Below are 23,782 nucleotides of genomic sequence, written 5' to 3' on the forward strand. Positions count from 1 at the left end.
ATGCCCTATGCCCTATATCAAGCGTGCACCTCATGTTACTGAGAAAGGCTAGATTAGATTCTACTTTTCAACATTCGATCGAGCTTTTGCAAAATAAAAATAGCCGCGCCGACACTCAAAGCCAAACCCAACCAAAAATTATCCGCCGCCCATTTACCTCTATCCAAAGCCAAACCGCCCAGCGGCGGCCCGATTAAATAGCCGATCGCCCAACACTGAGAATTAACCGCCAAATACACGCCGCGTAAAGACTCTGGCGCTAAATCCACCACCAAAGCAGAAGCAAAAGGCGTATAAGCAACAGTCGCAACCGACAAAAAACTCAAGCCTAAAACAGCTAACAATAGATTGCCAGTTGCAGCCATTCCCGTCAAGCCGATCGCAATAAATCCCATTCCCCACAGCAGCGCAGAAATCATCAAAGCTTTTGGATGGGAAAATGGCCTCAAAGCTTTAACAACTGGCAGTTGCAAAGCCACAGTTAAAAACGTACTAAAAGCAAACAAAACGGTAATTGTACCTGTTGAAAAACCTTTTTCCGTCCCCACCGCGACAAACTTGCTAAAGTACAGCGGCATTGTGGTTTGGATTTGGGAAATATATAATGTGAACAGAGTATTTACTAAAGCATAAACTAGAAGACTGCGATCGCTCAGCGCCACCATCCAGCCATTTTCCCGATTTTTTTTGCCTCTATCCCCTGGATTAGCTGGTTTGTAGGTTTCGGCGATCGCGATCGCCACCACCGCAAACAGCACTAAAAACGAGATACCATCAATAATAAAGAGCGATCGATAATTCCCCGTTAACTCAATCAACAAACCGCCCAAAATAATCCCAACTTGCAAACCCAAATTATCAGCAAGTCGCGTCAAAGCAAAAGCCTCCTGTCGCTGTTCGCCCTCCGTTAAATCCGCCACCATCGTCTCGGTTGGAGGCCAATACAAACCCACCCCAAAACCCATCAGTAAATTGCCCGCAATTAAGCCAACGAAATCATTAGTCGCCGCCAGTACAAAAGAAGCCACAGCACAAATAACTGCCGCCAGCAATAAAGTTCGCCGCCTTCCCCAAAATTTTGAATCGCAAAAAGAACCGCCCAAAACGCGGCCCAAAATTCCCGAAACTGAACCGCTACCCAAACCAATCCCAACAGCAGTAGCAGATAAACCCACGCGATCGACAAAAAATATCGGCGCGTAAAATAAAGTAAAACCGGTGCCACTTTGGGAGAGGAATCTGCCTGCAGCAAGAATCCAGACTTGAGGGGGGAGACGGGGCAACCAAGAGGATAATTGAAATTTAGGCATATACAGTTGAATTAGGAGTTATTTCTGGACGCAGAAACCGGGTTTTTTATAAAAAAAATACGTTACGGTGTTTAATCAGGGTCAACAACAGATGTCTTTGGCCGCAGTGCATAAGTCCTGTGAGTAATTATTAATTTATTCCGTACTTTTTCCGAATTAGTATTAGTTAACCGAAGTGATGACAAACATAAGTGAGCTTAACAATTCTTCAGGGTATGTTACACAAAAGTTACCATTAATTTAAAAATACTTAACAGAATTTTAGAAAAAAGTTAGTTAAACTCTAGAAAAGGCAGAATAAAATTTTAGAGGGTCGAATTATATGACAGCTATTACAACATCAAGAGTGGAATCAATCAAACCGCGCTGGCAAGCAATTGTCATGGTGGCCCTAATTTTTTGGCTCAGCGTTAGCCTGATTTTGGATCTAGTCATTATGCCCAGTCTCTACGTATCTGGCATGATGACATCTCCCGAGTTTACAACGGCTGGGAATTTAATGTTCTGGGGATTCAACCGGGTTGAGTTAATCTGTTCGGGCCTGGTGGCAACGGGTTTGATGGTTTTGAGCAATTTAGTCGGTGACTTCGGCAAGCGCAGCCGCACAGCAATTTTATTATCATTGGTACTTCTGGCGATCGCCCTGATTGACACCTACGGCCTGACACCCCAAATGAGCGCCCTAGGAATCCAGCTAAATCTGTTCGGTGAAACAGCAGAAGTGCCCGCCGGGATGAATCTACTGCACCAAGGCTATTTTGCATTGGAAGCGCTGAAGTTGGGTGTCGCCGGTACGCTGCTGGGCTGGTGCTACCAAAACCAAGTTTAATCGACACAATGCTGAGATGTTGAGTGCAGAAAAAAAACTCAAGCAGCAGCGGGGGGCGTGAATTCACGCCCCCCGCTAATTTTTTAAATTTTAACGCGATCGTAAACTAGGCTTGAAATGCACCTGCGTTGCATCTGCGGTTTCCCTATCAATCAAACATTTATCCAATAATATGAAATCTGTTAGCATCGTCAGGCGTAAAATCCAGTCAACAGTCAAAAATCACTGACGGTGCAACCGGAATTGATAGAATTCATCTGCGTTAATCTGTGTAAACCTCTCCTCATCGGCGGTTAAAAAAAGAGAATGTATTAACCGCAGATGACAATGGATTGACGCTAATTCACGCAGAGGTCGAGAAGAGAGATAGGAATCATTCCGATGCTAACAGATTTGATATAACTATACTGTCAAGTTTCCTGACCCGCCCAAAAACGGATACTTGCCAACGACTCCTGTTGTGGAGAACTCAAAATTTTAGACTCTTGTTCAAACTCCCAGATTCATCTGTGGAGTAAATCTAAAATCTAAAATCTAAAATCTAAAATCTAAAATCGACCGACGGCACGCCCTACTCGGATGCTTCCGGTAAATCTGTTTTTGGCCACAGCAGGCGCAAGCCCATCACCGCAAATCCGATCGCTGCGAGCCCCTTTACCAGTCGTTCCGGCAACACCTCTGCAGTGCTGAAGCCGATCGCCACGCCGATTAAACTCGCCAGCAGCAGCGCCGACGCCGTACCGAAAAATACAGCCCGCGGCGAGTTACAACTACTGCCCAGGGCGATAACAGCTAATTGACTTTTGTCTCCCAATTCTGACAAAAACACTGTAATAAAACTGATTCCCAAAAGTTGCCAGTCCATGTTTTTTTAGTTCTTAGTTAGCTATTGTAGAAATCTACGACTTACCGACAGGCAGACAATTAACCCAGCACTTCCCACAGTAGAATCGCCGAAATCCCCAGCAAAATCACTCCGGCTGCTCTCTCCAAAGTTCTCGGAGCAATCCGACTAGCCAGCCACCTTCCCAGCAACACCCCCAGCAAACTGGTTGCTATCAAAGCCGAACCCGCACCCGCAAACACGATCCAAGGATTTCGAGATTCAGCCGTCATTAGCAAAATCGCAAGCTGAGTTTTGTCTCCTATTTCAGCTAAAAAAATAGTTGCAAAAGTCGAAGCAAAAACTGCCCAGTGCTTCGACTTCAGTTTCTTTTGTTCCTGACAAATATCGGGATTTACAGTCCCTGAGAGTTCAGCGGGCTCCGGGGTTAAAGCAGCACAAATATCAGTAACCTCTTTTATTTGTAGTTGTACCTGTTGTGGCAAATCATAATTGAGGTTTACTGAGTCAGAAGCAGACAAGCTTGGCGGAACAGAATCAAGTTTCACGGGCAATGAGTGCTAAAAGCTATTTATTTTTGACTTGTACTTTTGATTCTAACTCTCTCTGTGCCTGCTTTTACCAAACCAGGGTCATCTTTTTCCCCCAAGCTTTCAGCAACTGATTCCTGGAACCACTCACCGCACCCACAAAGGGATACAAGCCTCCAGATTTATCTGTCGAGTCAATCTAAAATCTAAAATCTAAAATCTAAAATTGACTGACTGACTTGTTCATGTGCCGTAAGTTCGATCGCCCGCATCTCCCAAACCAGGTACAATAAAGCCTTGTTCGTTGACTATTTCGTCGATCGTTGCCGTGTAAATCATCAAACTCGGGTACTCTGCACTCAGCCTCTTCAAAGCCGGAGGAGCAGCCACCACAGAGATAATCCGAATCAAGCTCGGGTCAATTCCCCGCTTCGTCAATTCCTGCATTGTCGCTATAATCGTGCCGCCAGTCGCCAGCATCGGCTCGCTAATTATCACCCGCGTTTCCGGGTTAAACTGCGCCGGTAATTTGTTCAAATAACAAGTCGGTTGCAGCGTCTCCTCATTTCTTGCCATGCCGAGGTGGTAAACCGAAGCCAGCGGTACAACCGTCTGAATTCCTTCGAGCAGTGCCAAACCCGCCCGCAAAATCGGTACCACAACTAACGGAGCTTCCGGGTTGATAAAAGTCGCCGGACATTCGCCCACAGGGGTCTGCACTGTGGTTTCCACTGTCGGCAGCCATTCTCGAATCGCCTCGTAAGCCAGCCACCTTCCCAATTCTGTCATCGCAGAACGAAAAAGTACCGAGGGAGTGGCGGCGTCGCGGGCGACAGCCAGCCAGTGTTTAATTAACGGATGCGGGGGAACGTAAACGCGCAGTTGCAGAGACATTAGAAAATTGGGGAGAGTGCTAGGTTTGAGAAATTTTATGCGGTGCGCTCGATCCTCTTCGAGGGCTTCCCCAACGGGCGATCGATCGCTCTGTGCAACTTATCACATCCTTGAGGGCGCATACAAGCCAGAGATTGAGAATCGACATCTTGCACTATTTTTAAGATTGCCGTCACGGGTTCAAACCTCCGCCGGACTGCCGGACTATTGCAACAAGCACCAGCCATCGGTTAGAACTGACATCTTGCACCATTGTTAATAAGCCGTTCACGGGCCGGCTCTCCTGCCCAACCCCTACTCCCCACAAGAAAACTCACTCTTTGTAGAACAGGCCCGAAAGCCTGTTAAGCGAGAATTGTGCCAGATGTAAGTTAGAACCCATTCGCCGATCGACCTTCATCAGCTTATTGAAATATTTTTCCAATAGTATTGACATTAATTAGCAACAAGGCTATAGTGATTTTTAGTGTTCTCCTCTCAAAGGATCGGCAGACGGGGGCAGTCGGCAATGGTAGACTGTTCCCGCATTTTTTTGGGAAGCAGGGGCATCGGGCATCGGGCATCGGGCATTGGGGATTGGATATTGGGCATTGGGCATTGCCGAACTTCGGTCTTCCTGACATCCGTTACATCCGCTACATAATCTCTTGCCGAACTTCTTGCTTGGGGAGCGATCGACTGTAAAATCATAGAAATATTAAGATTTTTAACCCAATGTCAGCTCCTACCCAATCCCAGTTATTTTCTCCCAACTCCCGCCCAACAGAGCAAGAGTTTGATGTAATTGTCATCGGTTCCGGCATTGGTGGACTCGTGACAGCCACCCAGCTAGCCGCTAAGAAAGCCAAAGTTTTAGTGCTAGAAAGCTATACAATTCCGGGGGGTAGCGCTGGATATTTCGATCGAGAAGGCTACAGATTCGATGTCGGCGCCTCCATGATTTTTGGTTTCGGACAGCGTGGCACCACCAACCTCCTCACCCGCGCCCTCAAAGCAGTCAACGTCACCTTAGAAACGATTCCCGACCCCGTACAGCTTCACTATCACTTACCCAGCGGCTTGGAACTGGAAGTGCCCCAGGCTTATGACAAATACTTGCAAGAATTAACAGACAGGTTCCCTCACGAACGCGAAGGAATCCACAAATTTTACGGCGAATGCTGGAGCGTCTTCAACTGCCTCAACGGGATGGAATTGCTATCTCTAGAAGAACCCGGATATCTCGTCCGGGTCTTTTTTCAGAATCCTTTAGCCTGTTTGGGATTAGTAAAATATCTACCTCAAAATACTGGCGACATTGCGCGGCGCTACATAAAAGACCCTACTTTGCTCAAATTTATCGACATGGAATGCTACTACTGGTCTGTAGTACCTGCCGACTTGACGCCGATGATTAATGCCGGCATGGTATTTTCCGACAGACATTACGGCGGCATAAATTATCCCAAAGGCGGAGTCGGTCAAATCGCCCAAAAATTAGTCGAAGGATTAGAAAAATGCGGCGGGAAAATTCAATACAAAGCTAAGGCGAAAAAAATTATTACAGAAAAGGGACGCGCTGTCGGAGTCGAGCTAGCAACCGGCGAAGTTTACCGGGCAAAGCGGATAGTTTCTAACGCCACGCGATGGGATACTTTCGAGAAGTTGCTGCCCCCAGAAGAGATGCCCGCTAGCGAGAAGAAATGGCAGCAGCGCTATCAAAAAGCCCCCAGTTTCTTGAGTTTGCATTTGGGAGTGGAAGCAAGCGCAATCCCTGCGGGTAGTGCCTGCCACCACATTTTGTTAGAAGATTGGGACAAAATGGAAGCGCCGGAAGGAACTGTTTTGGTGTCAATCCCGACCGTGCTCGACCCGGATTTAGCTCCCGCAGGATATCACATCGTTCACGCTTTTACTTCGAGTTGGATGGAAGAGTGGGAAGGACTTTCACAGAATGAATACGAGGAGAAAAAGGAAGAGGCGGGAGGGAGAATTATTGAAAGATTAGAAAAGATTTTTCCCGGTTTAGATGCCGGTTTGGATTATATGGAAGTTGGGACGGCGCGCTCTCACCGTCGCTTTTTGGGGCGCGAAGACGGAACTTACGGGCCGATTCCACGACAGAAGCTAATGGGTTTGCTGGGAATGCCGTTTAATCGAACTTCTATGCCTGGTTTGTATTGTGTGGGCGACAGTACGTTTCCCGGACAGGGTTTAAATGCGGTGGCGTTTTCTGGGTTTGCTTGCGCGCACCGAATTGCGGTTGATTTGGGTTTTTAGCGGTAGTAGTAGGGTGCGTCAGATTGTTCGCTTGAAATACGACATAAAATGTGAGTCTCCGGGGCAGCCTACAAAAAGACTAAAAACCCGGTTTCTGGAGAGAAGCCGGGTTTTTAACCTCAAAATTGGTGTTTTCCATTCTTTTAATGAGTTTACTGGTCGTAGCTGCCGCCGACGCCGATTTGGGTATTGTAGACTTTCGCATCTGTGATCGTCATATCTTCCATCGATGCGCCGGATACGTCAGCGGTGTTAATGATGGCGGCGGTCAGATTTGCCCGATCGAGGTCTGCGTCATTTAAACTGGCATTAGTCAGGAAAACTTGGGTTAAGTTAGCACTCGTCAAGTTAGCACCCGTCAAGTCAGCACCTTCGAGGTTGGCACTAGATAGGTTTGCTCCTCGTAAATTTGCTTCTCTCAAATCAGCACCAATTAAATGAGCTCCCGTTAAATCTGCTCCTGACAAGTCGCACTTAAAACATTGCCCCGTTGACAATAACTGTGTGACGTGAGCGGGATTTTCAGCGCGAGCCGGACCGGCCAACAGTAGGGGAGTAATTAAAAAAGTAGCGGCTAATAGATTGCGTTTCATAATCCCTTTTCCTCACCTGACTCTGTATTCAAGTTCTTGTCTTGATATCTACAATCTTACCACGGTTGTTTTCGGAAGCTGCGATCTAATTCACAGATGGGCTGTGATATCGATTCCCCTCAACAACGCATAGATGGTCTCGACAAGCTCGCAAAACATAATTTCGCAAAACTTAACACTGCCGAACTTAATACAGTGCCTTTTTGTAGTAACCTTTTCTAGGTTACCTAGGATAGGCAACAGATGCGTCTTTCTGAAGATGGAGATGATTCGCAATACGAGGGATGATTTTAGGGATGATCCTATCGCAAAAAGTTTACATAAAATACTTTGTTTTTAATAAAAGTGTCACGAGACTGAAAAATTAATTTAAAATAAAGATAAGCTTATACCTTTATAGGTAGAGGAAAAGCAGTCACTGGCTTGATCCCCAGTCCAATCTCGGCTGCATTTTTAACAATAAATTTTAATTAGGTCTCAGCAGCGCCGTAAAAATCCACCTAGTGCTTGGAAAGCAGCACTTTTTTGGAATGTCGCAGAGTCAACGCGATCGCAAAACTCAATTAAATATGCTCAAAAACGATTCCTCCAAGTATCTCCCAACCTTAGCTCAAGTAATTGACCGCTACCCCTTGACAGTTGCACCCGATACCCCACTAGCCGAAGTAATTACCCTGATGGGTCAACGGCGCGGAACTTGCTCTCTAAACCCAGACATTCCACCAACCGATATCTATCAGCCACTAACAGAAATAGCAAATCCCCCCACCTCAAGCGCATTTAGAGACGCGACAGGTATCTGCGTCTTTGTCGTGGAAGAATCCCTAGAAAAATTATCCTCGCACTCTGCTTCACATTCTCAATTGCAAGGAATCTTCACCGAAAGGGATCTTGTCGATTTGATTGCCTCGGGCAAAAACTTAAAAGGTGTCACCATTGCAGAAGTAATGAGGCAGCCTGCTGCAACTCTCACAAAATCCGAGACTCAAGACATTTTCAGCGCCCTAATTCTGCTGGGGCAACGAAGAACTAAGCATTTACCAATATTGGATAGTGAGGGTCAACTCTTAGGAGTAATTACCCCGGAAAGCATTCGCCAAGCCATGCTGAAACCGGCAAATATCTTAAAAATGCGCCGCGTGAAAGAAGTAATGACCGCACAAGTCATTCAAGCACCTCGCTTTGCGTCAGTTAGGAGTTTAGCCGAGTTGATGGCGCAGCACCGCGTTAGCTGCGTAGTAATTACCGAATCAACAGAATTATCGAGAAATTTACCGTTCCCCATTCCAGTAGGTATAGTCACAGAACGGGATATTGTCGAATTTCAAGCTTTAGATATAGATTTGTCGAAAACGATCGCCGAAACTGTGATGAGCACCCCCTTATTTAGCCTCAAGCAAGAAGACTCGCTGTGGGTAGCTCATCAGGAAATGCACCAGCGTTTAGTCCGCAGGTTAGTAGTAACGGGGGAACAGGGAGAACTCCTGGGAATAGTTACTCAAACCAACATACTTCGCGTACTTGACCCGATGGAAATGTCGGGGGCGATCGATGTTCTGCACGATTCAGTGGCAGAAAGGACTAAGGAATTGCAAAAAGCGATCGCATCCCTCAGCTTGACTAACGCCAGACTAGAAAGGGAAATTGCTACCCGCGTGCGGGCTGAGGCCAGGCTCCACCTTTTAGAATCTGCTGTAGTGAACGCTAACGACGCAATCGTGATTATGGATGCGGGAGACAGCGATATCTCCGACCCCACCATCATCTATGCCAACGAAGCTTTTACCCAAATGACGGGCTACCTACCCGAAGAAATCATCGGGAAAACCCCCAGTTGCTTGCGCGGCCCAGAAAGCGACCCAACCCAAGTCGCTAAAATTCGCCGTACTTTCTCTCGCCGAGAACCCCTACGCTTGGAATTGATTAACTACCGCAAAGACGGTTCAACATATTGGGTGGAACTCAACAGCGTACCCATTGCCGACACCTCCGGGAACGTTACCCACTGGGTGTCGGTGCAGCGAGATATTACCGATCGCAAGCGCATGGAACAAGCATTTTTTGAAGAAAAAGAACTTGCTCAGGTTACTCTACAATCGATCGGCGATGGCGTCATCACTACTGACGCCGACGGCTGCATTTCCACGCTGAATCCAGTTGCCGAAACACTCACGGGTTGGTCTACATTGGAAGCTAAAGGTTTGCCCCTCGCCAGCGTGCTGAGAATAGTTGACGAAACTACCAGGCGCCCGACCGAAAATATCGCCGAAATCGCTTTGTGCGAAGGTCGGATTGTTGACCAAGGACACAACAGCTTGCTGATTGACCGCAACAACACCGAATTTGCGATCGACCACTGCGTCGCCCCCATCCACGCTAGCAGCGGCGAAATTGTCGGGGCCGTCGTTGTGTTTCGAGATGTCACGCAAGTGCGAACTCAAGCGCGGCAACTCACCTGGCAGGCAACTCATGACCCCCTGACGCAATTAGTCAACCGCCGGGAATTTGAGTACCAGCTAGAGCACGCCCTACACGGCGCTCAAGGTTACGGGCAAGAACACGTGATGCTTTACCTGGATCTCGATCGCTTCAAAATAGTTAACGACACCTGCGGTCATGCTGCAGGGGACGAACTGCTGCGCCAAGTCAGCCAGCTATTTAAAAGCAATATCCGCAAAACCGATATTTTGGCGCGTCTGGGCGGCGATGAATTTGCTGTACTCCTGTATAGTTGTCCCGTCGAACGAGGATTGAATGTTGCTGAAACGCTGCTGCGAACCATTCAGGGATTCCGGTTTGGGTGGCAGGACAAAACTTTTTCGATCGGCGTCAGTATCGGTTTGGTAGCAATCAATCCCAAAACAGCCTCGACATCTGCGATTTTGAGCGCGGTCGATATGGCCTGCTACGCTGCTAAAAATAAAGGTCGCAACCGGGTGCAGGTTTATCAAGCCGGCGATCGAGAATTAATCAAACAGCACGGCGAAACCGAGTGGGTGGTGCAAATTCATCAAGCTTTAGAAGAGAATCGCTTTTGCTTGTATTCTCAGCCGATCGTACCTTTGCTCAACTCTCCAAACACCGGAACCCACTGCGAAATCCTCCTGCGCCTCCAGTTGGAAACTGGTGAGTTGGTGTCGCCGATGGCGTTTATTCCGGCGGCCGAACGCTACAATTTGATGCACGCGATCGATCGCTGGGTAATTAGCACTTTATTTCGCAATTTATCTAAAATTTTCACAGCCAATTTATTAGTCCAAAACCCCGGGGTAGACAGCGATAAAATAGTTACCTTCCCTGCTTGCTCTCTTTTGTCTAATCCGCAATCCTCCTTTGGCAAATATCCCAGCCTTTACTCAATCAACCTTTCTGGGGACAGCCTCAACGAAGAAAAGTTTATCGAGTTTATTCAGGAACAGTTTTCCATCCATCAAATACCGCCGCAAATAATTTGTTTTGAAATTACAGAAACCGTGGCGATCGGTAATCTCAGCAAGGCAGCCAGCTTGATTTGGCAACTGAAGGAACTAGGCTGCCAGTTTGCCTTGGACGACTTCGGCAGCGGGATGTCTTCCTTTGCTTACCTGAAAAGCTTGCCGGTTGATTATCTCAAAATAGACGGCAATTTTATTAAGCATATTGTCGATAATCCTATTGACATCGCCATGGTGGAAGCTATTACCAAAATCGCTCACGTCATGGGAATTAAAACTATTGCCGAGTATGTTGAAAATCAAACAATTATGGATAAAATCAATGAACTAGGGGTAGATTACGCTCAAGGCTATCATTTGGGAAAACCTCAGCCTTGTAACTTCACATCTCCGATTTTAGAGGAAGTTTTGGGGGAGTTTCCTGTTAATTCTTTGGCTTTTGAGGCTAAGCTGGCTTGTTGAAAAGTTGACAGTTGACAGTTGACAGTTGACAGAAGGAAGAGGGAAGAGGGAAGAGGGAAGAAGGAAGAAGGAAGAGGGAAGAAGGAAGAAGGAAGAGGGAAGAAGGAAGAAGGAAGAGGGAAGAAGGAAGAGGGAAGAAGGAAGAGGGAAGAGGGAGAATTGCCCAATTCCCAATTCCAAATGAAAACAGTCAACAGTCAACAGTCAACAGTCAACAGTCAACTGATAGCAGCTTCAATGTACTGGCTGTCTAACAGAAAAGCACCTTTTTCAAAGCGAATTCCCCAATAATTGCCGGGACGGCGATCGATCACAACGCCTTCAGCGCCGATCGCAATTAAATTCGCAGGCCGCAGCATCGGCATCGGTTCGGCAGTTTTGACGTAAGGTGGCATCGCCACAACTCGGACTTTTTGACCGATTGTAAATTCTTTTTCCATGAGTTTTATTCCTTTTGGCGATCGGTTTAATCTAGTAAAACGTTCTTCTTTTAGATCCCAGACTTCTTCAATAAGTCGCGGATGTGAGTAGGTGTTTTTTTTGAGGTAGGCTTACTTATCTTTCAAGTGTTTGACCAGCAGACAATTCTCCAAGCTAAAGAATTCTTCATCTAAAAACCTGGATATTGCCATTTCGATCGCGTAGGAGAGAGAACATTCAAGTTCATTGGACTTGGACAATAGGGCAGCTTTTTCTACTCGGGTCAATAATCGACCAACTGATAAATAGCTTCTGAAGAAAGGTGTTGCGTGGGGATAGTTTGAGTCATGATTCTCTGATTTCAAGTTGCGAGTCTTTAGTTGCCTCGCCCCGGTTTGCAATCGGCAAAACCAAGTGCTTCGCTATCGAGGAAATTAGCAATTGCCATTTCCACAACAATTTCGATCGGGTATTCAATTTCCGCAGCACGGGCGATGAGGGCGGAACGAATTCGTTCTGGAAGGTATTTTAGGATGGCTTCGGCATCAGCAGCAGATAGTTGTTCCAGAGTTGTTGATTGCATGAGTCTAGTTTTCCGGTGGGATTTGAACGTTGTAGGGCGGCTCAGTTGCTCTCAGAATAATTGCTTCTAGCTCTAATAATAACGCAGGGTTGCTCCACGCCGAGAGCTGGTGAATGGCGATCCGAACATCTTCCCAGTTGTATTTGTCGAGCCATGCCCAGAGAAATGCTTTGTGTCCGCCACTAAATCTACCGCGCAAGCTTTTGGTTTTACCGATGTAAAGCAGGCCATCCACACGATGTCTGACAGCATAAAGTCCAGGGCGAGAGGGGATGGTATTAAAGTTGTGGCCCAGGGGTTGGCATTGCTCGAATGGGGTGAAGGCAAGGGTGTCAAGAATTTGGCGGGCTTCTTGTTGGATAGAATCGGGCATGATGATAGGAGATCGTATTTGCCGGATGACTTTATATTGAGCGATCGCAAAAGTAGCAAATTGGGCAAGTTTATGTCATTATTGGCTGCGCGCTGCAATCTCAAACCCTAATTTCCCCCCCGATCGCACATAACACCCGATACCGATCGCGCTACAATTGTCAATCGGGATGAAAATGGCTGATCTAAAAGTAGGGGATAGTTTCTATGGCTACAAATCGTCGCATTGAGCGTGTAGCTTCACTGATTAAACGGGAAGTCAGCCTGATGTTGCTGAATGGAATCAAGGACGACCGTGTAGGTGCTGGTATGGTTAGCGTTACCGACGTAATTGTTTCGGGAGACCTTCAGCATACAAAAATTTTTGTCAGCATCTACGGTACTGATGAGGCAAAGGCCGAGACTATGGAGGGCTTGAAATCTGCTACTAGCTACGTCCGCAACCAGTTGGGTCAACGGGTGCAACTGCGCCGGACGCCGGAAGTGATTTTTCTCGAAGACCATTCTTTGGAACGGGGCGATAAAATGTTGATACTGCTGAATCAGCTTTCTGCCGATCGCAAACCAGGTATGTTTGATGACGAAGAATTGGCGGATGGCAATGAAAATGATGATGATGATGATTTAGAAGCAGACGAGGATTAGTGTCTGAAGGTAGTCAACAGTCAACAGTCAACAGTCAACAGTCAACAGTCAACAGTCAACAGTCCACAATTTCCCATTACCCATGATTGACAATCTTTCCTTACCAGAACTGGTGGCCCAGATGTTCGTGGTGCGCGCTTCTGGCTGCTTGTTCGACCACCAAATTCGCTATCCCGAATGGGAACCAACTTCCAGCAAACTCCGCTATTATCTGGAAAAGTTGGGCGTCGGCGGTGTGATTTTGGTCGGGGGAAGTGCTGCGGAGTTGGCAGTTCGATCGCACCAATTGCAGTCTTGGGCTAAGTTTCCGCTACTGCTGGCGGCTGATATTGAAGAAGGTGTCGGCCAGCGGTTCGCGGGGGCGACTTGGTTCGGGCCACCGATGGCGATTGCTGAAGTGGCGCGACACGATGCAGGTAAAGCCGATCGATATGCTGAACAAATGGGCGCTGTCACTGCGATCGAAGCTAGGGCGATCGGTCTAAATTGGATTTTCGCACCAGTGGTTGATGTTAACAACAATCCCGACAATCCTGTGATTAACGTCCGCGCTTTTGGCGAGACACCGGAAATTGTCGGGAAATTAGCCGCTGCTTTTATTCGCGGCGCAGGTCAACACCCGGTTTTGACTACAGCTAAGCATTTTCCCGGCCACGGAGACACGGCGGTTGATTCTCACTTGGAATTGCCGGTTTTGCCGCATTCGCCAGCGAGATTGACTGAGGTTGAGTTGCCTCCTTTTGTTGAGGCGATCGCCGCTGGGGCCGATGCTGTGATGAGTGCTCACTTGCTGATTCCGGCTTGGGATGCTGAGTTTCCTGCTACTCTTTCTCGCAAAATTTTGATCGGGAAGCTGCGAGAAGAGTTGGGATTTGAAGGTTTGATCGTGACGGATGCTTTGGTGATGGGTGCGATCGCCAATAAGTACGGTACTAATGAAGCTGCTGTTTTGGCGGCTGAGGCTGGTGCTGATGTTTTGCTGATGCCGCTTGACCCGGAAGGGGCGATTCTGGCTGTCTGCGAAGCTGTCACTCAAGGGCGAGTTTCTATATCGCAAATAAAGGAATCTGTCAGGCGCATTTGGAAAGCGAAAATAAAGGTGGGTATGTCGATTTCTGACCCCCCCCAACCCCCCCTTGCTAAGGGGGGGAGCAAGAATTTACAATCCCTGGAGTCGATCGACTTAGGTTTGCTCGCAAATCCACAGGCAAGGTCAACTGCTGCCGATATTTTGCGAGATTCTTTGAAATTTGGAGGTTCTCTGCCTTTAGTGGCGAAAAAGCCCTCAGAAAACCAGCTTTTGCGGAATTTGATTGTTGTAGATGATGTTTTGGGGTGCGAGTTTTTGGGCAACCACACTCCGGCGATCGCCATTCCCGCTAAGTATGGTTACGAATTGCAACTAATTGACGATCGCACAGGCGCGATCGCTGAAAATACAGGTGCAGAGCATTTTTCTCCGACGCTGCTGCAAATTTTCATTCGCGGCAATTGCTTCCGAGGCAGTGCTGGTTTGACCGAAGCAGCTCAAGATTGGTTTAAGAAATTATTAAAGACGGGTGAACTGCAAGCTGTATTAATTTACGGAAGCCCCTACGTTTTAGAGCAATTTTTGCCACACTTGCCTCCGAGTATTCCTTATGTATTCTGTTTTGGGCAGATGCCGGCGGCGCAATCTCTCGCTCTAGAATTGCTGTTCGGCATTAACGAAACTGGTAATGCTTGAGTTGCCGGACTCCTGAATCTTTCCTTTGCTGCTTGCTACCTCAAGATTTAAATTCATCAACCCGGTTTCTCGCGAGAAATTCTGCCTTTGGGGGGAGAAGCATCCAGGAACCGGGAATCGGGCTTTAGTGCGTAAGTCCCGAAGTGATACCAATTTCAAAAAAGAATGCAACTGTAGGCAAGCTACAAACCCATATCCAGTCATTCATTCCCAATTCTAAAATCTAAAATCGCTCGACTGAGGTCTGAAATATAGAAGGGTATGAGCTTTGCAACAGATCCACCTGTTAGCCGGAAAAATGTGCCACGTCTCTACCTCCCAAGACTGATTCGATCACTTATTCCTCATTGCTAGAATTTTTTTCACTTAACCGTAGTGAATTGTATACCTCTATACTGACAAAATTTAACTTACATATCCGGAATTTTGGATTATATTATTACAAAGGTCATAATTTTTTTTTTACTAAAACCTTGAGGGCGCATTATGATTCAGTCCACTATCAAAATCAAATACTCTTTAGATGTCATCCAGGATGAAGCCCGTCACCTCGTACACGAGGGCGTGCTGAGCCGCCAACAGCCTATCTACACGCTCTGCCAATTCATCCCGCCCCGGGAATGGGCTTGCGTGGAGTGCGAGTTAGAAAAATGCGACTTCTTGCTGCGCGATCGCATCGCCGACCTGATCGGTTCTGAAAACTGGGACAATGACTAAAGTTTGGTTCTTTTAAATAAGTTTGCAAATCACTTTGCAAATAAACTCCGGCTGTATTAAAGACTCTTGATTCTTTAATGCTGGGAATTTTTGACACGCAAATTTTCCAACTCGGTCCTCAGCGCTGCCATCTGTGCAGTTAATTCTTGAATCTCTAGCTTTACGTTAGGCTGTACAACCGACTCGGGAGGAGCATCATTCGTTGCATCCGATTGCTTGGGCGAGACAGATTCGCTCTGTGCATTCTCCCGATCGTCCGGTTGAGAGAAAATAGTATCTACAAAATTCCGGGCTTCTCGATCGGTCATTTCTCCTTTTTCCAGCAGCTCATCGGCTAGCTGGCCCAAATCTGACTTCAGTTTGTCAAGATTTTCTTCTCGCTTCACGGGATCTTGCAATGTCTCAATTAAAAAGGAAGTTGCACCTAAAGTTAGGTGAAATCCTGTTTGCAGCATTTGAGGCAGGTTGTCGGGGTTCATCTAAAAATGCCGCTAGAACGTTTTTCTGAGTTTTTGGTTCGCTAGTTGCTCCCAAGTGAGGGCGTAAAGCCGCTTCTTAGCGGGAATATCCTTGCGTTGTGAGTCGCGATCGCCCTGAGTCAGGAAAGAGGAGCTTTTGGGGGGAGGTTTTTCCGTTGTGCCAATACTAAGTGTATCATTACTTCGTAAATTAATAAATGTCAAGTGTAAAGTTTTGTAACTAGGAATCGAGACTTTCCCACTGGAAGGCTCAGTCTATTTGAGATTTGAGATTTGAGATTTGAGATTGAACAGGACTTACCCACTGCGACTAAAAAAACCTGGTTGCTGGCCAACCGTGCGTAAGCCCTATTCAAGCCCGTTAAGGATACAGCGCTTCACCGGTGGAAGGGTCAAATATAAATAGTCGATCGAAGTCAAGCTGTACCTTCAGCCGATCGCCCGATCGCAAGCGAACACTCGCAGGTCCTTGCACCTGTACAGTAGTTTCAGCGCTCACCAAAGGCAAACTCGCCCGAATTAAAGTTTCTCGCCCCAGAGGTTCCACTACTTTTACCTCTACATCGAGGGGGACTTTTTCTAATGCCCAAACATCGGTTTTCAAATCATCTTCTACTGCGTTTGGTGGCGTAAACATTTCTATATTTTCAGGACGGATGCCCAAATCAAATCCTTGTCCTTCTCTCGCCTGCAATTTTTTCTGAATCGAGGGCGGACAGGCTAAATGTTGATTTCCCACTTGAAAGGATTCGTTAGTATAAATTGCCGGCAAAATGTTCATGGCGGGATTGCCTAAAAATGTGGCAACCATGCGGTTAGCTGGTTTGGCATAAATGCTTTGCGGGTCTCCAATTTGTTGAATTTTTCCCCCATTTAAGACTACAATCTTATCAGCTAAAGTCATCGCTTCCACTTGGTCGTGAGTGACGTAAACTGTGGTAATTCCCAGCCGTTGATGCAGTTGTTTGAGTTCTGCTCTAGTGTCGTCTCGCAGTTGAGCATCGAGGTTAGAAAGCGGTTCATCTAAAAGGAATACTTTCGGTTCGCGGGCGATCGCCCTTCCCAGTGCTACCCGCTGCTGCTGTCCGCCTGATAACTGTTTGGGCTTACGCTTGAGGAGGTGGTCGATCGAGAGCGATCGGGCTACTGTTTCGACTCGTTCTTGAATTTTACTCGGCTCAACATTCCGCATCCGCAATCCAAAAGCCAGATTTTCGCCGACAGTCATGTGCGGGTAAAGCGCGTAATTTTGAAACACCATTGCTACATCACGCTGTCTCGCCGGAATGTTGTTAACTAAATTATCTCCGATGTAAAGATTGCCGGAAGTGGCGGTTTCTAAACCTGCAATTGTCCGCATAATTGTCGATTTACCGCAGCCGGACGGGCCGACTAATACCCAAAATTCTCCGTCCGGGATTTTGAAGCTGATATTTTCGATCGCGGTGACGTTTTGGTAGCGTCGGGTAATATTTTCTAAGCGAACATTTGCCATTTTTTAATTGTAATTGGTAATTGATAATTAGTGCTTTTTACCTTCAGCCTTCAGCCTTCAGAAAACTGTTCCAGTTCTAAAACTGTGCGGTCTAATTCTTCAACTATAGGCGTTAACTCAGCTTTGCGGAAGGCTTCTACTAAAGAACGATAATACCAGAGAGAACCGTCTTTGCCCCCTTTGAAGCGTTCCCAAACCAAGTCGCCCAATTGACGGTAATCTTTCAAGATCGATCGAACATTATAAAGTTTATCAGCAGCCGAGACTAATCTTACTGAGGCAGAAGCTGTAGAAATGCGATCGATATAAGCTTGTTTTCGCTGCCGCCAAGGGGGTTTCGGCGTCGCGTCACTGTCGGTACAGCCATCTACAATCGCTGTGACGGTATCGCCAAAGCGGCGGCGGATGGCTTCGCGGGTGGTGGCACCACCTTGATCTTCGATCGCATCGTGAAGCAAAGCTGCGATCGCCTCATCTTCATTTGCCCCATATTCTAAAGCTATACTAGCCGTGCCCAACAAATGGGCAATGTAGGGAACGCCCGAACCTTTGCGAAGTTGGGTAGCGTGCAATTCGGCGGCATAGGTGAGGGCTTCAGAAAAACGGTTTGAGAGAATCATGAAAGTCACCTTTCTGAATTGCTATGATATATAAATTGTAGGGCTAAGTTGCAAAGACAAAATCTACCCAGTTCCATAAGATCATAAAGATGCGATCGAGAGCGATCGCTTGTAAACTTATAATCGTTAAGCAGAGGTTGCGAGCATGACAGCTACTATAATTATACCAAAAAATGCCGACCAAAACTTAGACACAGAATTACCGCCCAAATTAGAAAATACAGCAGAAATTCCGCCACAATCTGAGCCTAAAAAAGTCATATCTCTCGAAGAGTTTTTAGTCAAGCCTCCTGATAGAATGGAGTGGGTTGACGGCAACTTATTGGAGAAAACAGGCATGACATTCAAGCACGGTCTCGCTCAATCTAAATTATCTACATCCTGGAGAAATTACAAAAATTCCAGCGGACAGGGAGGAGAAGTTGTTACAGAAGTCGTTTGCCGCACTAACAAGCAAGGTCGCCGTCCCGACGTTGCTTACATTACTCCTGAATTGTTGCCACAATCGGGCAATTTTACAGCATTTTCCCAAAGTTTTCCTTTGATAGCGGAAGTTGCTTCCCCCGAAGACAGTGGCGAAGAGTTATTTGCCAAAGCTCAGGAATATTTGGAATCGGGATGTTTAGAAGTTTGGTTGCTGTTTCCTGAAGCTAGATTAATATTTGTGAGTGCAGGGCAACGCTGGCGGTTGTTTAATGCCGATGAAGTTGTTAACACTCAAAGTGTGCTTGCAGGTTTTAGCGTAGCCGTCAGTGAATTGTTGGCTTGAGGAATTTGTTAAAATATTTTATTAAACTCCTAAAAAGAGAAACTCACGGTGAGAAACTTTAGCTTAAGGCTGGTTTAATGAAAATGTGGGAATGATTAAATCGAGTTTAAGATAGAGCTAAAGGTAACTTTGAAGTATTGATACAGTTAACATCTGATTAGGGGACTGCGGCGTAGACTGAAAAGGACTGACTCTAGAGGGTAAGCAGATTCATCCCACGACTAAAAGCCCAGGGCTTTCTTTGGGATTTTCTATAAGCGGTAGTCTTCGATTGGAATTGGGTTGAGAGATTGTTGGTGTAGTGCGATCGCCTTTAAATTTGAGCCAGAACGATCGCCCGATCTACTAAAAAAAACAGTCGGCTAACAGATCAAAGCTGATAACCGCCTGCCACCGACTGCACCAAGCAACGGCACATCAAGCAACTCAGCCATTGTTGCTCTCCATGAAAAAGAGAAAGCAACTCGCAACTTGCTAATGCGACTGGTCGTTGGAGGTACGACATTAATTGTTAGCGTCGGTGTCTAGCCAGGACTTGAAGCCCCTTGAAAAACTTTACCAAGGTGGATTGAACATTGAGCTAGCAATTCCTCAAAGTCTATTTTTTATAGAAGCCACTGCCATGTCTATCCCAGACTCATCCCTGATATCTAAACCTAAGCACAAACTTTCCCTGCGATCGCTCCTGATCGTTCCATTTGTCCTCCAAATCTTCGCCGCCGTTGGACTAACCGGATATATTTCCTTGCGGAATGGGCAGCAGGCAATTAATGATTTGGCAACTCGCTTACGCAGCGAAGTGAGCTTACGCATCGATCAGCATCTCGGAACTCAACTCGATACGGCTCGTAATCTTGCCCAAACAAACGCAGATGCCATTGAGCTAGGGTTACTTGACCCAAAAGACCCTGCAGAATTAGGTCAATTTTTCTGGAAACAATTAAAACTACATGACATCGGCTACATTAGCTTTGCCTACACCACAGGAGATTTTGCAGGTGCGGGGCGTTTCTTTGAAGATGGTCGGGTCACAGTGGATGAAGTTTCTCGGCAGCGCAACGGCAACTTAGACTGGTATATCTATAACACCAACAGTCAGGGACAACGCACCACACTGGCGATCAATAACGGCCCCTACATCCCCAAAGAAGAAGGTTGGTACAGAGAACCCGCTCGCGCAGGACAGCCGTTATGGACGGTGTATCAATGGCAATCTCCCCCCTATACTCTGTCCATTTCTGCCAACAGTCCGGTTTATGACCAAAACAAAAAATTAATCGGAGTGGTTGGCGTTGACCAACGGTTAAGTCAAATCAGCAACTTTCTGAGAGAGTTGAAGGTGAGTCCTTCCGGGAAAACCTTCATTTTGGAACGCACCGGACTCATCATTGCTAGTTCTGCTAAAGAAAATCCTTACAAGCTTGTTAATGGCAAGGCAACACGGCTCAATGCCTCTAATAGCCAAGATGCTTTGATTCGGGCAACGACCCAACAGCTCACTAAGCAGTTTAATAATCTCAACCAAATTCTACAAAGTCAAACCTTTGAGTATGTGCTTGACGGTCAACGTCAGTTCGTTCGAGTTGCCCCCTGGAAAGATGAGTGGGGGCTAGATTGGCTCGTAGTTGTTGTTGTTCCTGAGTCTGACTTTATGGCACAAATCAATGCCAACACGCGCACAACAATTTTGCTGTGTTTGGGTGCATTGGCTATAGCAACTGTTCTGGGATTTTTCACCTCTCGCTGGATTACCAAACCTGTTTTGAAATTGCAAAAGGCGAGTGAGGCAATTAGCTCCGGTCAACTCGATCAAACAGTTCAGGTGCGAGGCATCAAGGAATTAGAATCGCTGGCAGATTCCTTTAATCAGATGGCGGGTCAACTCAAAACCTCCTTTATCGAACTAGAAAGCCGAGTTGAGGAACGCACCGCAGAACTGAAAGAAGCGAAACGGCTAGCCGATGCCGCAAACCAAGCAAAAAGCGAGTTTCTCGCCAACATGAGCCACGAACTCCGCACTCCCCTCAACGGCATTCTGGGCTATGCTCAAATCCTTAGCCGCTCCAAAGCCTTACCAGCAAAAGAACGTCATGGGGTAGAAATCATTCACCAGTGCGGTTCTCATTTGCTGATGCTGATCAACGATGTGTTGGACTTGTCCAAAATTGAAGCCGGTAAATTAGAACTCGCACCTCAAGCGATTCACTTTCCCTCATTCCTCCAAGGTGTCGCTGAAATCTGCCGCATTCGTGCCGACCAAAAAAACATTGACTTCGTTTACGATCCCGATCCACAGTTGCCTGAAGGGATTTTTGCCGATGAAAAACGGCTGCGTCAGGTGTTACTAAACTTGCTGGGAAATGCGATTAAATTCACCGATAAAGGTTCTGTCACGCTCAAGGTTACTGTAGTTGAGAATAATGCCACTCCGTCCACTCACCGAATCAAATTTCAAGTTGAGGATACGGGCGTTGGAATTGCGCGCGATCAGTTGGATAAAATCTTCCAGGCTTTTGAACAAGTGGGCGATCGCCAACGCCAAGCCGAGGGTACGGGTTTAGGACTGGCAATCAGTCAAAAGATTGTCCAACTGATGAACGCACAAATCCAAGTTAAGAGCCAACCCGAAGTTGGGAGTGACTTCTTCTTTGAGGTGGAAATGGCTTGTGCCACCGATTGGGCGCAGCAAAACTCGATTACAACTGGCAAACAAATTATCGGTTATGAAGGACAACGACGCAGCATCCTTGTGGTAGACGATCGTTGGGAAAACCGAGCTATTATCGTCAACTTGTTAGAACCATTGGGATTTCAACTGACTGAAGCCGAAAACGGACAAGTAGGATTAGAAAAAATCCGACAATTATCCCCTGATTTAGTAATCACAGACTTAGCGATGCCAGTCATGGACGGCTTGGAACTGCTCAAACAGGTTCGCAGTGCCAATGATTTGCAACACCATAAGATCATCGTCTCTTCCGCATCAGTATCACAAGCCGATCGCCGGATGAGTTTAGATGCAGGAGGAAATGATTTCCTGGCAAAACCCGTAGAAGTCAGCGAATTATTTAATCTCTTAGCAACTTATTTAGAATTGAAGTGGAACTATGAAACGACATCAAACGATCGGCCATCCACTCTAACAACTGGATTGCAGATATCAGAGAGGATTATTCCTTCCAGGGAGGAGTTAAAAACTTTATTAGCACTGGCACAGCAAGGCAACTTAAAACGGCTACGAGAACACACAGAGCATATTGCTCACTCTAACCCTCGCTACGCTGATTTTGCTTCACAAATTCTTCAGCTTGCAAAGCAATTTAAAGACGAAGAGATTGAAGACTTACTGAAACAACACCTCACAGAGGAGAAAACCGATGTATAGTCCAGGATTAATTCTGGTGGTGGATGATACCCCTGCGAACTTAGAAGTGGTTTGTGAAACCTTAAGTGATGCGGGGTACGAAGTAGCAACCGCAATCAACGGCGATCGCGCTCTTAAGCGAGTCCAAGCTTATCCTCCCGATCTGATCTTGCTCGACGTTCAAATGCCAGGAATTGACGGCTTTGAAACTTGCCAACGTCTGAAGGCAGATCCCACCACAGCCAGTATTCCCATCATTTTTATGACCGCTCTCTCCGATGCCGACAGTAAGGAGAAAGGATTTGTCCTGGGTGCTGTGGACTACATCACCAAACCCTTTCAAGAAAAGGAGATGCTAGCACGGGTAAAAACTCATTTGCAGCTACGGGAGTTAACTAAAAATCTCGAACAGCGTGTAGCTGAGCAAACGGCTGATTTAGAAGCAGCACTCACACAAGTGCAACAGTCTCAGCTTCATTTAGTCCAAACCGAAAAAATGTCTGCGTTGGGCAATTTAGTGGCGGGTGTCGCCCACGAGATTAATAACCCGCTGGGCTTTATTGCTGGCAATCTGAAACCCGCTCAAGACTATATTCAAGACCTCTTTAATTTGATTGAACTCTACCAAAAAGAACTCCCTTATCCAAGTGCCTCACTACAGGAATTTGTGGAGGAAATAGATTTGGAATATTTACAAGAGGATTTACCCAAGTTGATCGATTCGATGCAAGAAGGAGTCGATCGCATTCACACAATCAGCACCAGTTTAAGAACCTTCTCGCGTTCGGATTGCGATCGCCCCATTCCTTACAATATCCACGACGGCATTGACAGCACGATCTTGATTCTCAAGCATCGCCTCAAAGCCAACGAATGTCGCCCGGAAATTCAAGTCATCACAGACTATGGCGATCTGCCACAGGTAGAATGCTTTGCGGGACAGTTGAATCAGGTATTTATGAATCTGCTGGCCAATGCGATCGATGCCCTTGAGGAATCAAATCAAGGACGCAGTTTTGCTCAGATCAAAGCTAACCCCAACCAGATTACTGTCAAGACGCAATTGTCGGAATCTCAGGCAGTGATCCGAATTCAGGATAATGGGATTGGCATGACGGATGCGGTGAAGCCAAAAATCTTTGAGCATTTGTTTACCACCAAAGGCGTGGGGCACGGAACAGGGCTAGGATTGGCGATCGCTCGTCAAATCGTAGTCCAGAAACACTGTGGAACTCTAGAAGTCAACTCAACTTTAGGTCAAGGTACAGAGTTTGTGATTTCAATTCCCGTGAAGGATCTCGCTGTAAAAGACATTCAGGCAAGGATCTGCGTTGACGCAGTATAACAAATCGTTGCAGCGGCAGCATAAAGATGATTGATATCGCCCTTTAAAACCATCCAAACTATTGATATAGTAGTACGCGGTGCAAAAAACGA

General features: G+C 46.6%; 22 protein-coding genes. 10 read left to right on the plus strand and 12 right to left on the minus strand.

The features are described from left to right. Positions 1–53: 53 nt before the first annotated feature. The gene (locus QUB14_RS03835; protein WP_333215342.1) at positions 54–1,310 is read right to left on the minus strand and encodes an MFS transporter; all 1,257 of its coding nucleotides are present in this window, start codon (positions 1,308–1,310) and stop codon (positions 54–56) included. Positions 1,311–1,632: 322 nt separating this feature from the next. Here QUB14_RS03835 and QUB14_RS03840 point away from each other — a divergent pair, with 322 nt between their 5' ends. Beyond that, complete coding sequence (locus QUB14_RS03840; RefSeq protein WP_190732542.1) at positions 1,633–2,139, plus strand: DUF4149 domain-containing protein; 507 nt, start codon at positions 1,633–1,635, stop codon at positions 2,137–2,139. A gap of 571 nt (positions 2,140–2,710) precedes the next feature. Here the strand turns inward: QUB14_RS03840 and QUB14_RS03845 are convergent. From QUB14_RS03845 to QUB14_RS03860, 4 genes are all read right to left on the minus strand, one after another. Continuing rightward, entirely contained in the window at positions 2,711–3,004 is a 294-nt protein-coding gene (locus QUB14_RS03845; protein ID WP_333215345.1) for a TMEM165/GDT1 family protein, read from the minus strand. Between the two features lie 59 nt (positions 3,005–3,063). Further along, entirely contained in the window at positions 3,064–3,531 is a 468-nt protein-coding gene (locus QUB14_RS03850) for a TMEM165/GDT1 family protein (RefSeq protein ID WP_333215347.1), read from the minus strand. A 225-nt stretch (positions 3,532–3,756) separates the two neighbouring features. Then, positions 3,757–4,407, minus strand: coding sequence for a uracil phosphoribosyltransferase (gene upp / locus QUB14_RS03855; protein ID WP_006635025.1), 651 nt, complete (start codon positions 4,405–4,407; stop codon positions 3,757–3,759). Positions 4,408–4,442: 35 nt separating this feature from the next. Continuing rightward, positions 4,443–4,634 (minus strand): hypothetical protein, encoded by a 192-nt coding sequence (locus QUB14_RS03860; protein ID WP_333215349.1) that lies wholly within the window; start codon positions 4,632–4,634, stop codon positions 4,443–4,445. A 487-nt stretch (positions 4,635–5,121) separates the two neighbouring features. Here QUB14_RS03860 and crtH point away from each other — a divergent pair, with 487 nt between their 5' ends. Continuing rightward, positions 5,122–6,666, plus strand: coding sequence for a carotenoid isomerase (crtH, locus tag QUB14_RS03865; protein WP_333215351.1), 1,545 nt, complete (start codon positions 5,122–5,124; stop codon positions 6,664–6,666). 152 nt (positions 6,667–6,818) lie between these two features. Here crtH and QUB14_RS03870 read toward each other — a convergent pair whose 3' ends face one another. Beyond that, positions 6,819–7,259, minus strand: a complete 441-nt coding sequence (locus QUB14_RS03870) for a pentapeptide repeat-containing protein (protein WP_333215353.1) — start codon at positions 7,257–7,259, stop codon at positions 6,819–6,821. Positions 7,260–7,789: 530 nt separating this feature from the next. Here QUB14_RS03870 and QUB14_RS03875 point away from each other — a divergent pair. Beyond that, positions 7,790–11,155, plus strand: a complete 3,366-nt coding sequence (locus tag QUB14_RS03875; protein ID WP_333215355.1) for an EAL domain-containing protein — start codon at positions 7,790–7,792, stop codon at positions 11,153–11,155. A 25-nt stretch (positions 11,156–11,180) separates the two neighbouring features. Continuing rightward, positions 11,181–11,339, plus strand: coding sequence for a hypothetical protein (locus tag QUB14_RS03880; protein ID WP_333215357.1), 159 nt, complete (start codon positions 11,181–11,183; stop codon positions 11,337–11,339). Between the two features lie 34 nt (positions 11,340–11,373). Here QUB14_RS03880 and sipA read toward each other — a convergent pair whose 3' ends face one another. From sipA to QUB14_RS03895, 3 genes are all read right to left on the minus strand, one after another. After that, entirely contained in the window at positions 11,374–11,595 is a 222-nt protein-coding gene (gene sipA, locus QUB14_RS03885; protein ID WP_333121141.1) for a regulatory protein SipA, read from the minus strand. A gap of 356 nt (positions 11,596–11,951) precedes the next feature. Next, on the minus strand, positions 11,952–12,158 hold the full coding sequence (locus QUB14_RS03890) for a hypothetical protein (RefSeq protein ID WP_190658020.1): 207 nt from the start codon (positions 12,156–12,158) through the stop codon (positions 11,952–11,954). A 4-nt stretch (positions 12,159–12,162) separates the two neighbouring features. Continuing rightward, positions 12,163–12,531: a GIY-YIG nuclease family protein gene (locus QUB14_RS03895; protein WP_333215360.1), complete on the minus strand. Its 369-nt coding sequence runs from the start codon at positions 12,529–12,531 to the stop codon at positions 12,163–12,165. Between the two features lie 206 nt (positions 12,532–12,737). On the opposite strand from QUB14_RS03895, the gene rbfA reads away from it, so the two are divergent. From rbfA to QUB14_RS03910, 3 genes are all read left to right on the plus strand, one after another. Beyond that, entirely contained in the window at positions 12,738–13,175 is a 438-nt protein-coding gene (gene rbfA, locus QUB14_RS03900; protein ID WP_333215362.1) for a 30S ribosome-binding factor RbfA, read from the plus strand. An 82-nt stretch (positions 13,176–13,257) separates the two neighbouring features. Further along, entirely contained in the window at positions 13,258–14,901 is a 1,644-nt protein-coding gene (locus QUB14_RS03905; RefSeq protein ID WP_333215364.1) for a glycoside hydrolase family 3 N-terminal domain-containing protein, read from the plus strand. Between the two features lie 486 nt (positions 14,902–15,387). Further along, positions 15,388–15,618: a DUF4327 family protein gene (locus tag QUB14_RS03910; RefSeq protein ID WP_006635016.1), complete on the plus strand. Its 231-nt coding sequence runs from the start codon at positions 15,388–15,390 to the stop codon at positions 15,616–15,618. A gap of 74 nt (positions 15,619–15,692) precedes the next feature. Here the strand turns inward: QUB14_RS03910 and QUB14_RS03915 are convergent, their stop codons facing one another. The 3 genes from QUB14_RS03915 to QUB14_RS03925 all read right to left on the minus strand — a co-directional run bounded on the left by QUB14_RS03915 (position 15,693) and on the right by QUB14_RS03925 (position 18,212). Then, positions 15,693–16,097: a hypothetical protein gene (locus QUB14_RS03915; RefSeq protein WP_190693325.1), complete on the minus strand. Its 405-nt coding sequence runs from the start codon at positions 16,095–16,097 to the stop codon at positions 15,693–15,695. Between the two features lie 361 nt (positions 16,098–16,458). Beyond that, positions 16,459–17,592: an ABC transporter ATP-binding protein gene (locus tag QUB14_RS03920; protein ID WP_333215367.1), complete on the minus strand. Its 1,134-nt coding sequence runs from the start codon at positions 17,590–17,592 to the stop codon at positions 16,459–16,461. Positions 17,593–17,642: 50 nt separating this feature from the next. Further along, the gene (locus tag QUB14_RS03925; RefSeq protein ID WP_333215369.1) at positions 17,643–18,212 is read right to left on the minus strand and encodes an HD domain-containing protein; all 570 of its coding nucleotides are present in this window, start codon (positions 18,210–18,212) and stop codon (positions 17,643–17,645) included. 145 nt (positions 18,213–18,357) lie between these two features. Here QUB14_RS03925 and QUB14_RS03930 point away from each other — a divergent pair, with 145 nt between their 5' ends. The 3 genes from QUB14_RS03930 (at position 18,358) to QUB14_RS03940 (ending at position 23,690) form a co-directional block, all read left to right on the plus strand. Then, a complete protein-coding gene (locus QUB14_RS03930) occupies positions 18,358–18,981 on the plus strand; it encodes a Uma2 family endonuclease (RefSeq protein WP_333215371.1) in 624 nt (207 codons plus the stop codon). Between the two features lie 622 nt (positions 18,982–19,603). Next, on the plus strand, positions 19,604–22,366 hold the full coding sequence (locus tag QUB14_RS03935; protein ID WP_333215373.1) for an ATP-binding protein: 2,763 nt from the start codon (positions 19,604–19,606) through the stop codon (positions 22,364–22,366). Further along, positions 22,359–23,690, plus strand: a complete 1,332-nt coding sequence (locus tag QUB14_RS03940; RefSeq protein ID WP_333215374.1) for a response regulator — start codon at positions 22,359–22,361, stop codon at positions 23,688–23,690. The genes QUB14_RS03935 and QUB14_RS03940 overlap by 8 nt, the downstream gene beginning before the upstream one ends. Positions 23,691–23,782: the final 92 nt, after the last annotated feature.

The sequence above is a fragment of the Microcoleus sp. B3-D2 genome, assembly GCF_036705345.1.
In the GTDB taxonomy this organism is placed as follows: Bacteria; Cyanobacteriota; Cyanobacteriia; order Cyanobacteriales; family Microcoleaceae; genus Microcoleus.

Bases quoted from the DNA above. Each gene is read 5' to 3' on its own strand.
- QUB14_RS03920 (WP_333215367.1), bottom strand. From the start codon at position 17,592: ATGGCAAATGTTCGCTTAGAAAATATTACCCGACGCTACCAAAACGTC.
- QUB14_RS03860 (WP_333215349.1), bottom strand. From the start codon at position 4,634: ATGGCTGGTGCTTGTTGCAATAGTCCGGCAGTCCGGCGGAGGTTTGAA.
- QUB14_RS03895 (WP_333215360.1), bottom strand. From the start codon at position 12,531: ATGCCCGATTCTATCCAACAAGAAGCCCGCCAAATTCTTGACACCCTT.
- crtH (WP_333215351.1), top strand. From the start codon at position 5,122: ATGTCAGCTCCTACCCAATCCCAGTTATTTTCTCCCAACTCCCGCCCA.
- QUB14_RS03875 (WP_333215355.1), top strand. From the start codon at position 7,790: ATGTCGCAGAGTCAACGCGATCGCAAAACTCAATTAAATATGCTCAAA.
- rbfA (WP_333215362.1), top strand. From the start codon at position 12,738: ATGGCTACAAATCGTCGCATTGAGCGTGTAGCTTCACTGATTAAACGG.
- QUB14_RS03845 (WP_333215345.1), bottom strand. From the start codon at position 3,004: ATGGACTGGCAACTTTTGGGAATCAGTTTTATTACAGTGTTTTTGTCA.
- QUB14_RS03870 (WP_333215353.1), bottom strand. From the start codon at position 7,259: ATGAAACGCAATCTATTAGCCGCTACTTTTTTAATTACTCCCCTACTG.
- QUB14_RS03905 (WP_333215364.1), top strand. From the start codon at position 13,258: ATGATTGACAATCTTTCCTTACCAGAACTGGTGGCCCAGATGTTCGTG.
- sipA (WP_333121141.1), bottom strand. From the start codon at position 11,595: ATGGAAAAAGAATTTACAATCGGTCAAAAAGTCCGAGTTGTGGCGATG.
- QUB14_RS03935 (WP_333215373.1), top strand. From the start codon at position 19,604: ATGTCTATCCCAGACTCATCCCTGATATCTAAACCTAAGCACAAACTT.
- QUB14_RS03910 (WP_006635016.1), top strand. From the start codon at position 15,388: ATGATTCAGTCCACTATCAAAATCAAATACTCTTTAGATGTCATCCAG.
- QUB14_RS03930 (WP_333215371.1), top strand. From the start codon at position 18,358: ATGACAGCTACTATAATTATACCAAAAAATGCCGACCAAAACTTAGAC.
- QUB14_RS03940 (WP_333215374.1), top strand. From the start codon at position 22,359: ATGTATAGTCCAGGATTAATTCTGGTGGTGGATGATACCCCTGCGAAC.
- QUB14_RS03835 (WP_333215342.1), bottom strand. From the start codon at position 1,310: ATGCCTAAATTTCAATTATCCTCTTGGTTGCCCCGTCTCCCCCCTCAA.
- QUB14_RS03890 (WP_190658020.1), bottom strand. From the start codon at position 12,158: ATGCAATCAACAACTCTGGAACAACTATCTGCTGCTGATGCCGAAGCC.
- QUB14_RS03925 (WP_333215369.1), bottom strand. From the start codon at position 18,212: ATGATTCTCTCAAACCGTTTTTCTGAAGCCCTCACCTATGCCGCCGAA.
- QUB14_RS03840 (WP_190732542.1), top strand. From the start codon at position 1,633: ATGACAGCTATTACAACATCAAGAGTGGAATCAATCAAACCGCGCTGG.
- QUB14_RS03915 (WP_190693325.1), bottom strand. From the start codon at position 16,097: ATGAACCCCGACAACCTGCCTCAAATGCTGCAAACAGGATTTCACCTA.
- upp (WP_006635025.1), bottom strand. From the start codon at position 4,407: ATGTCTCTGCAACTGCGCGTTTACGTTCCCCCGCATCCGTTAATTAAA.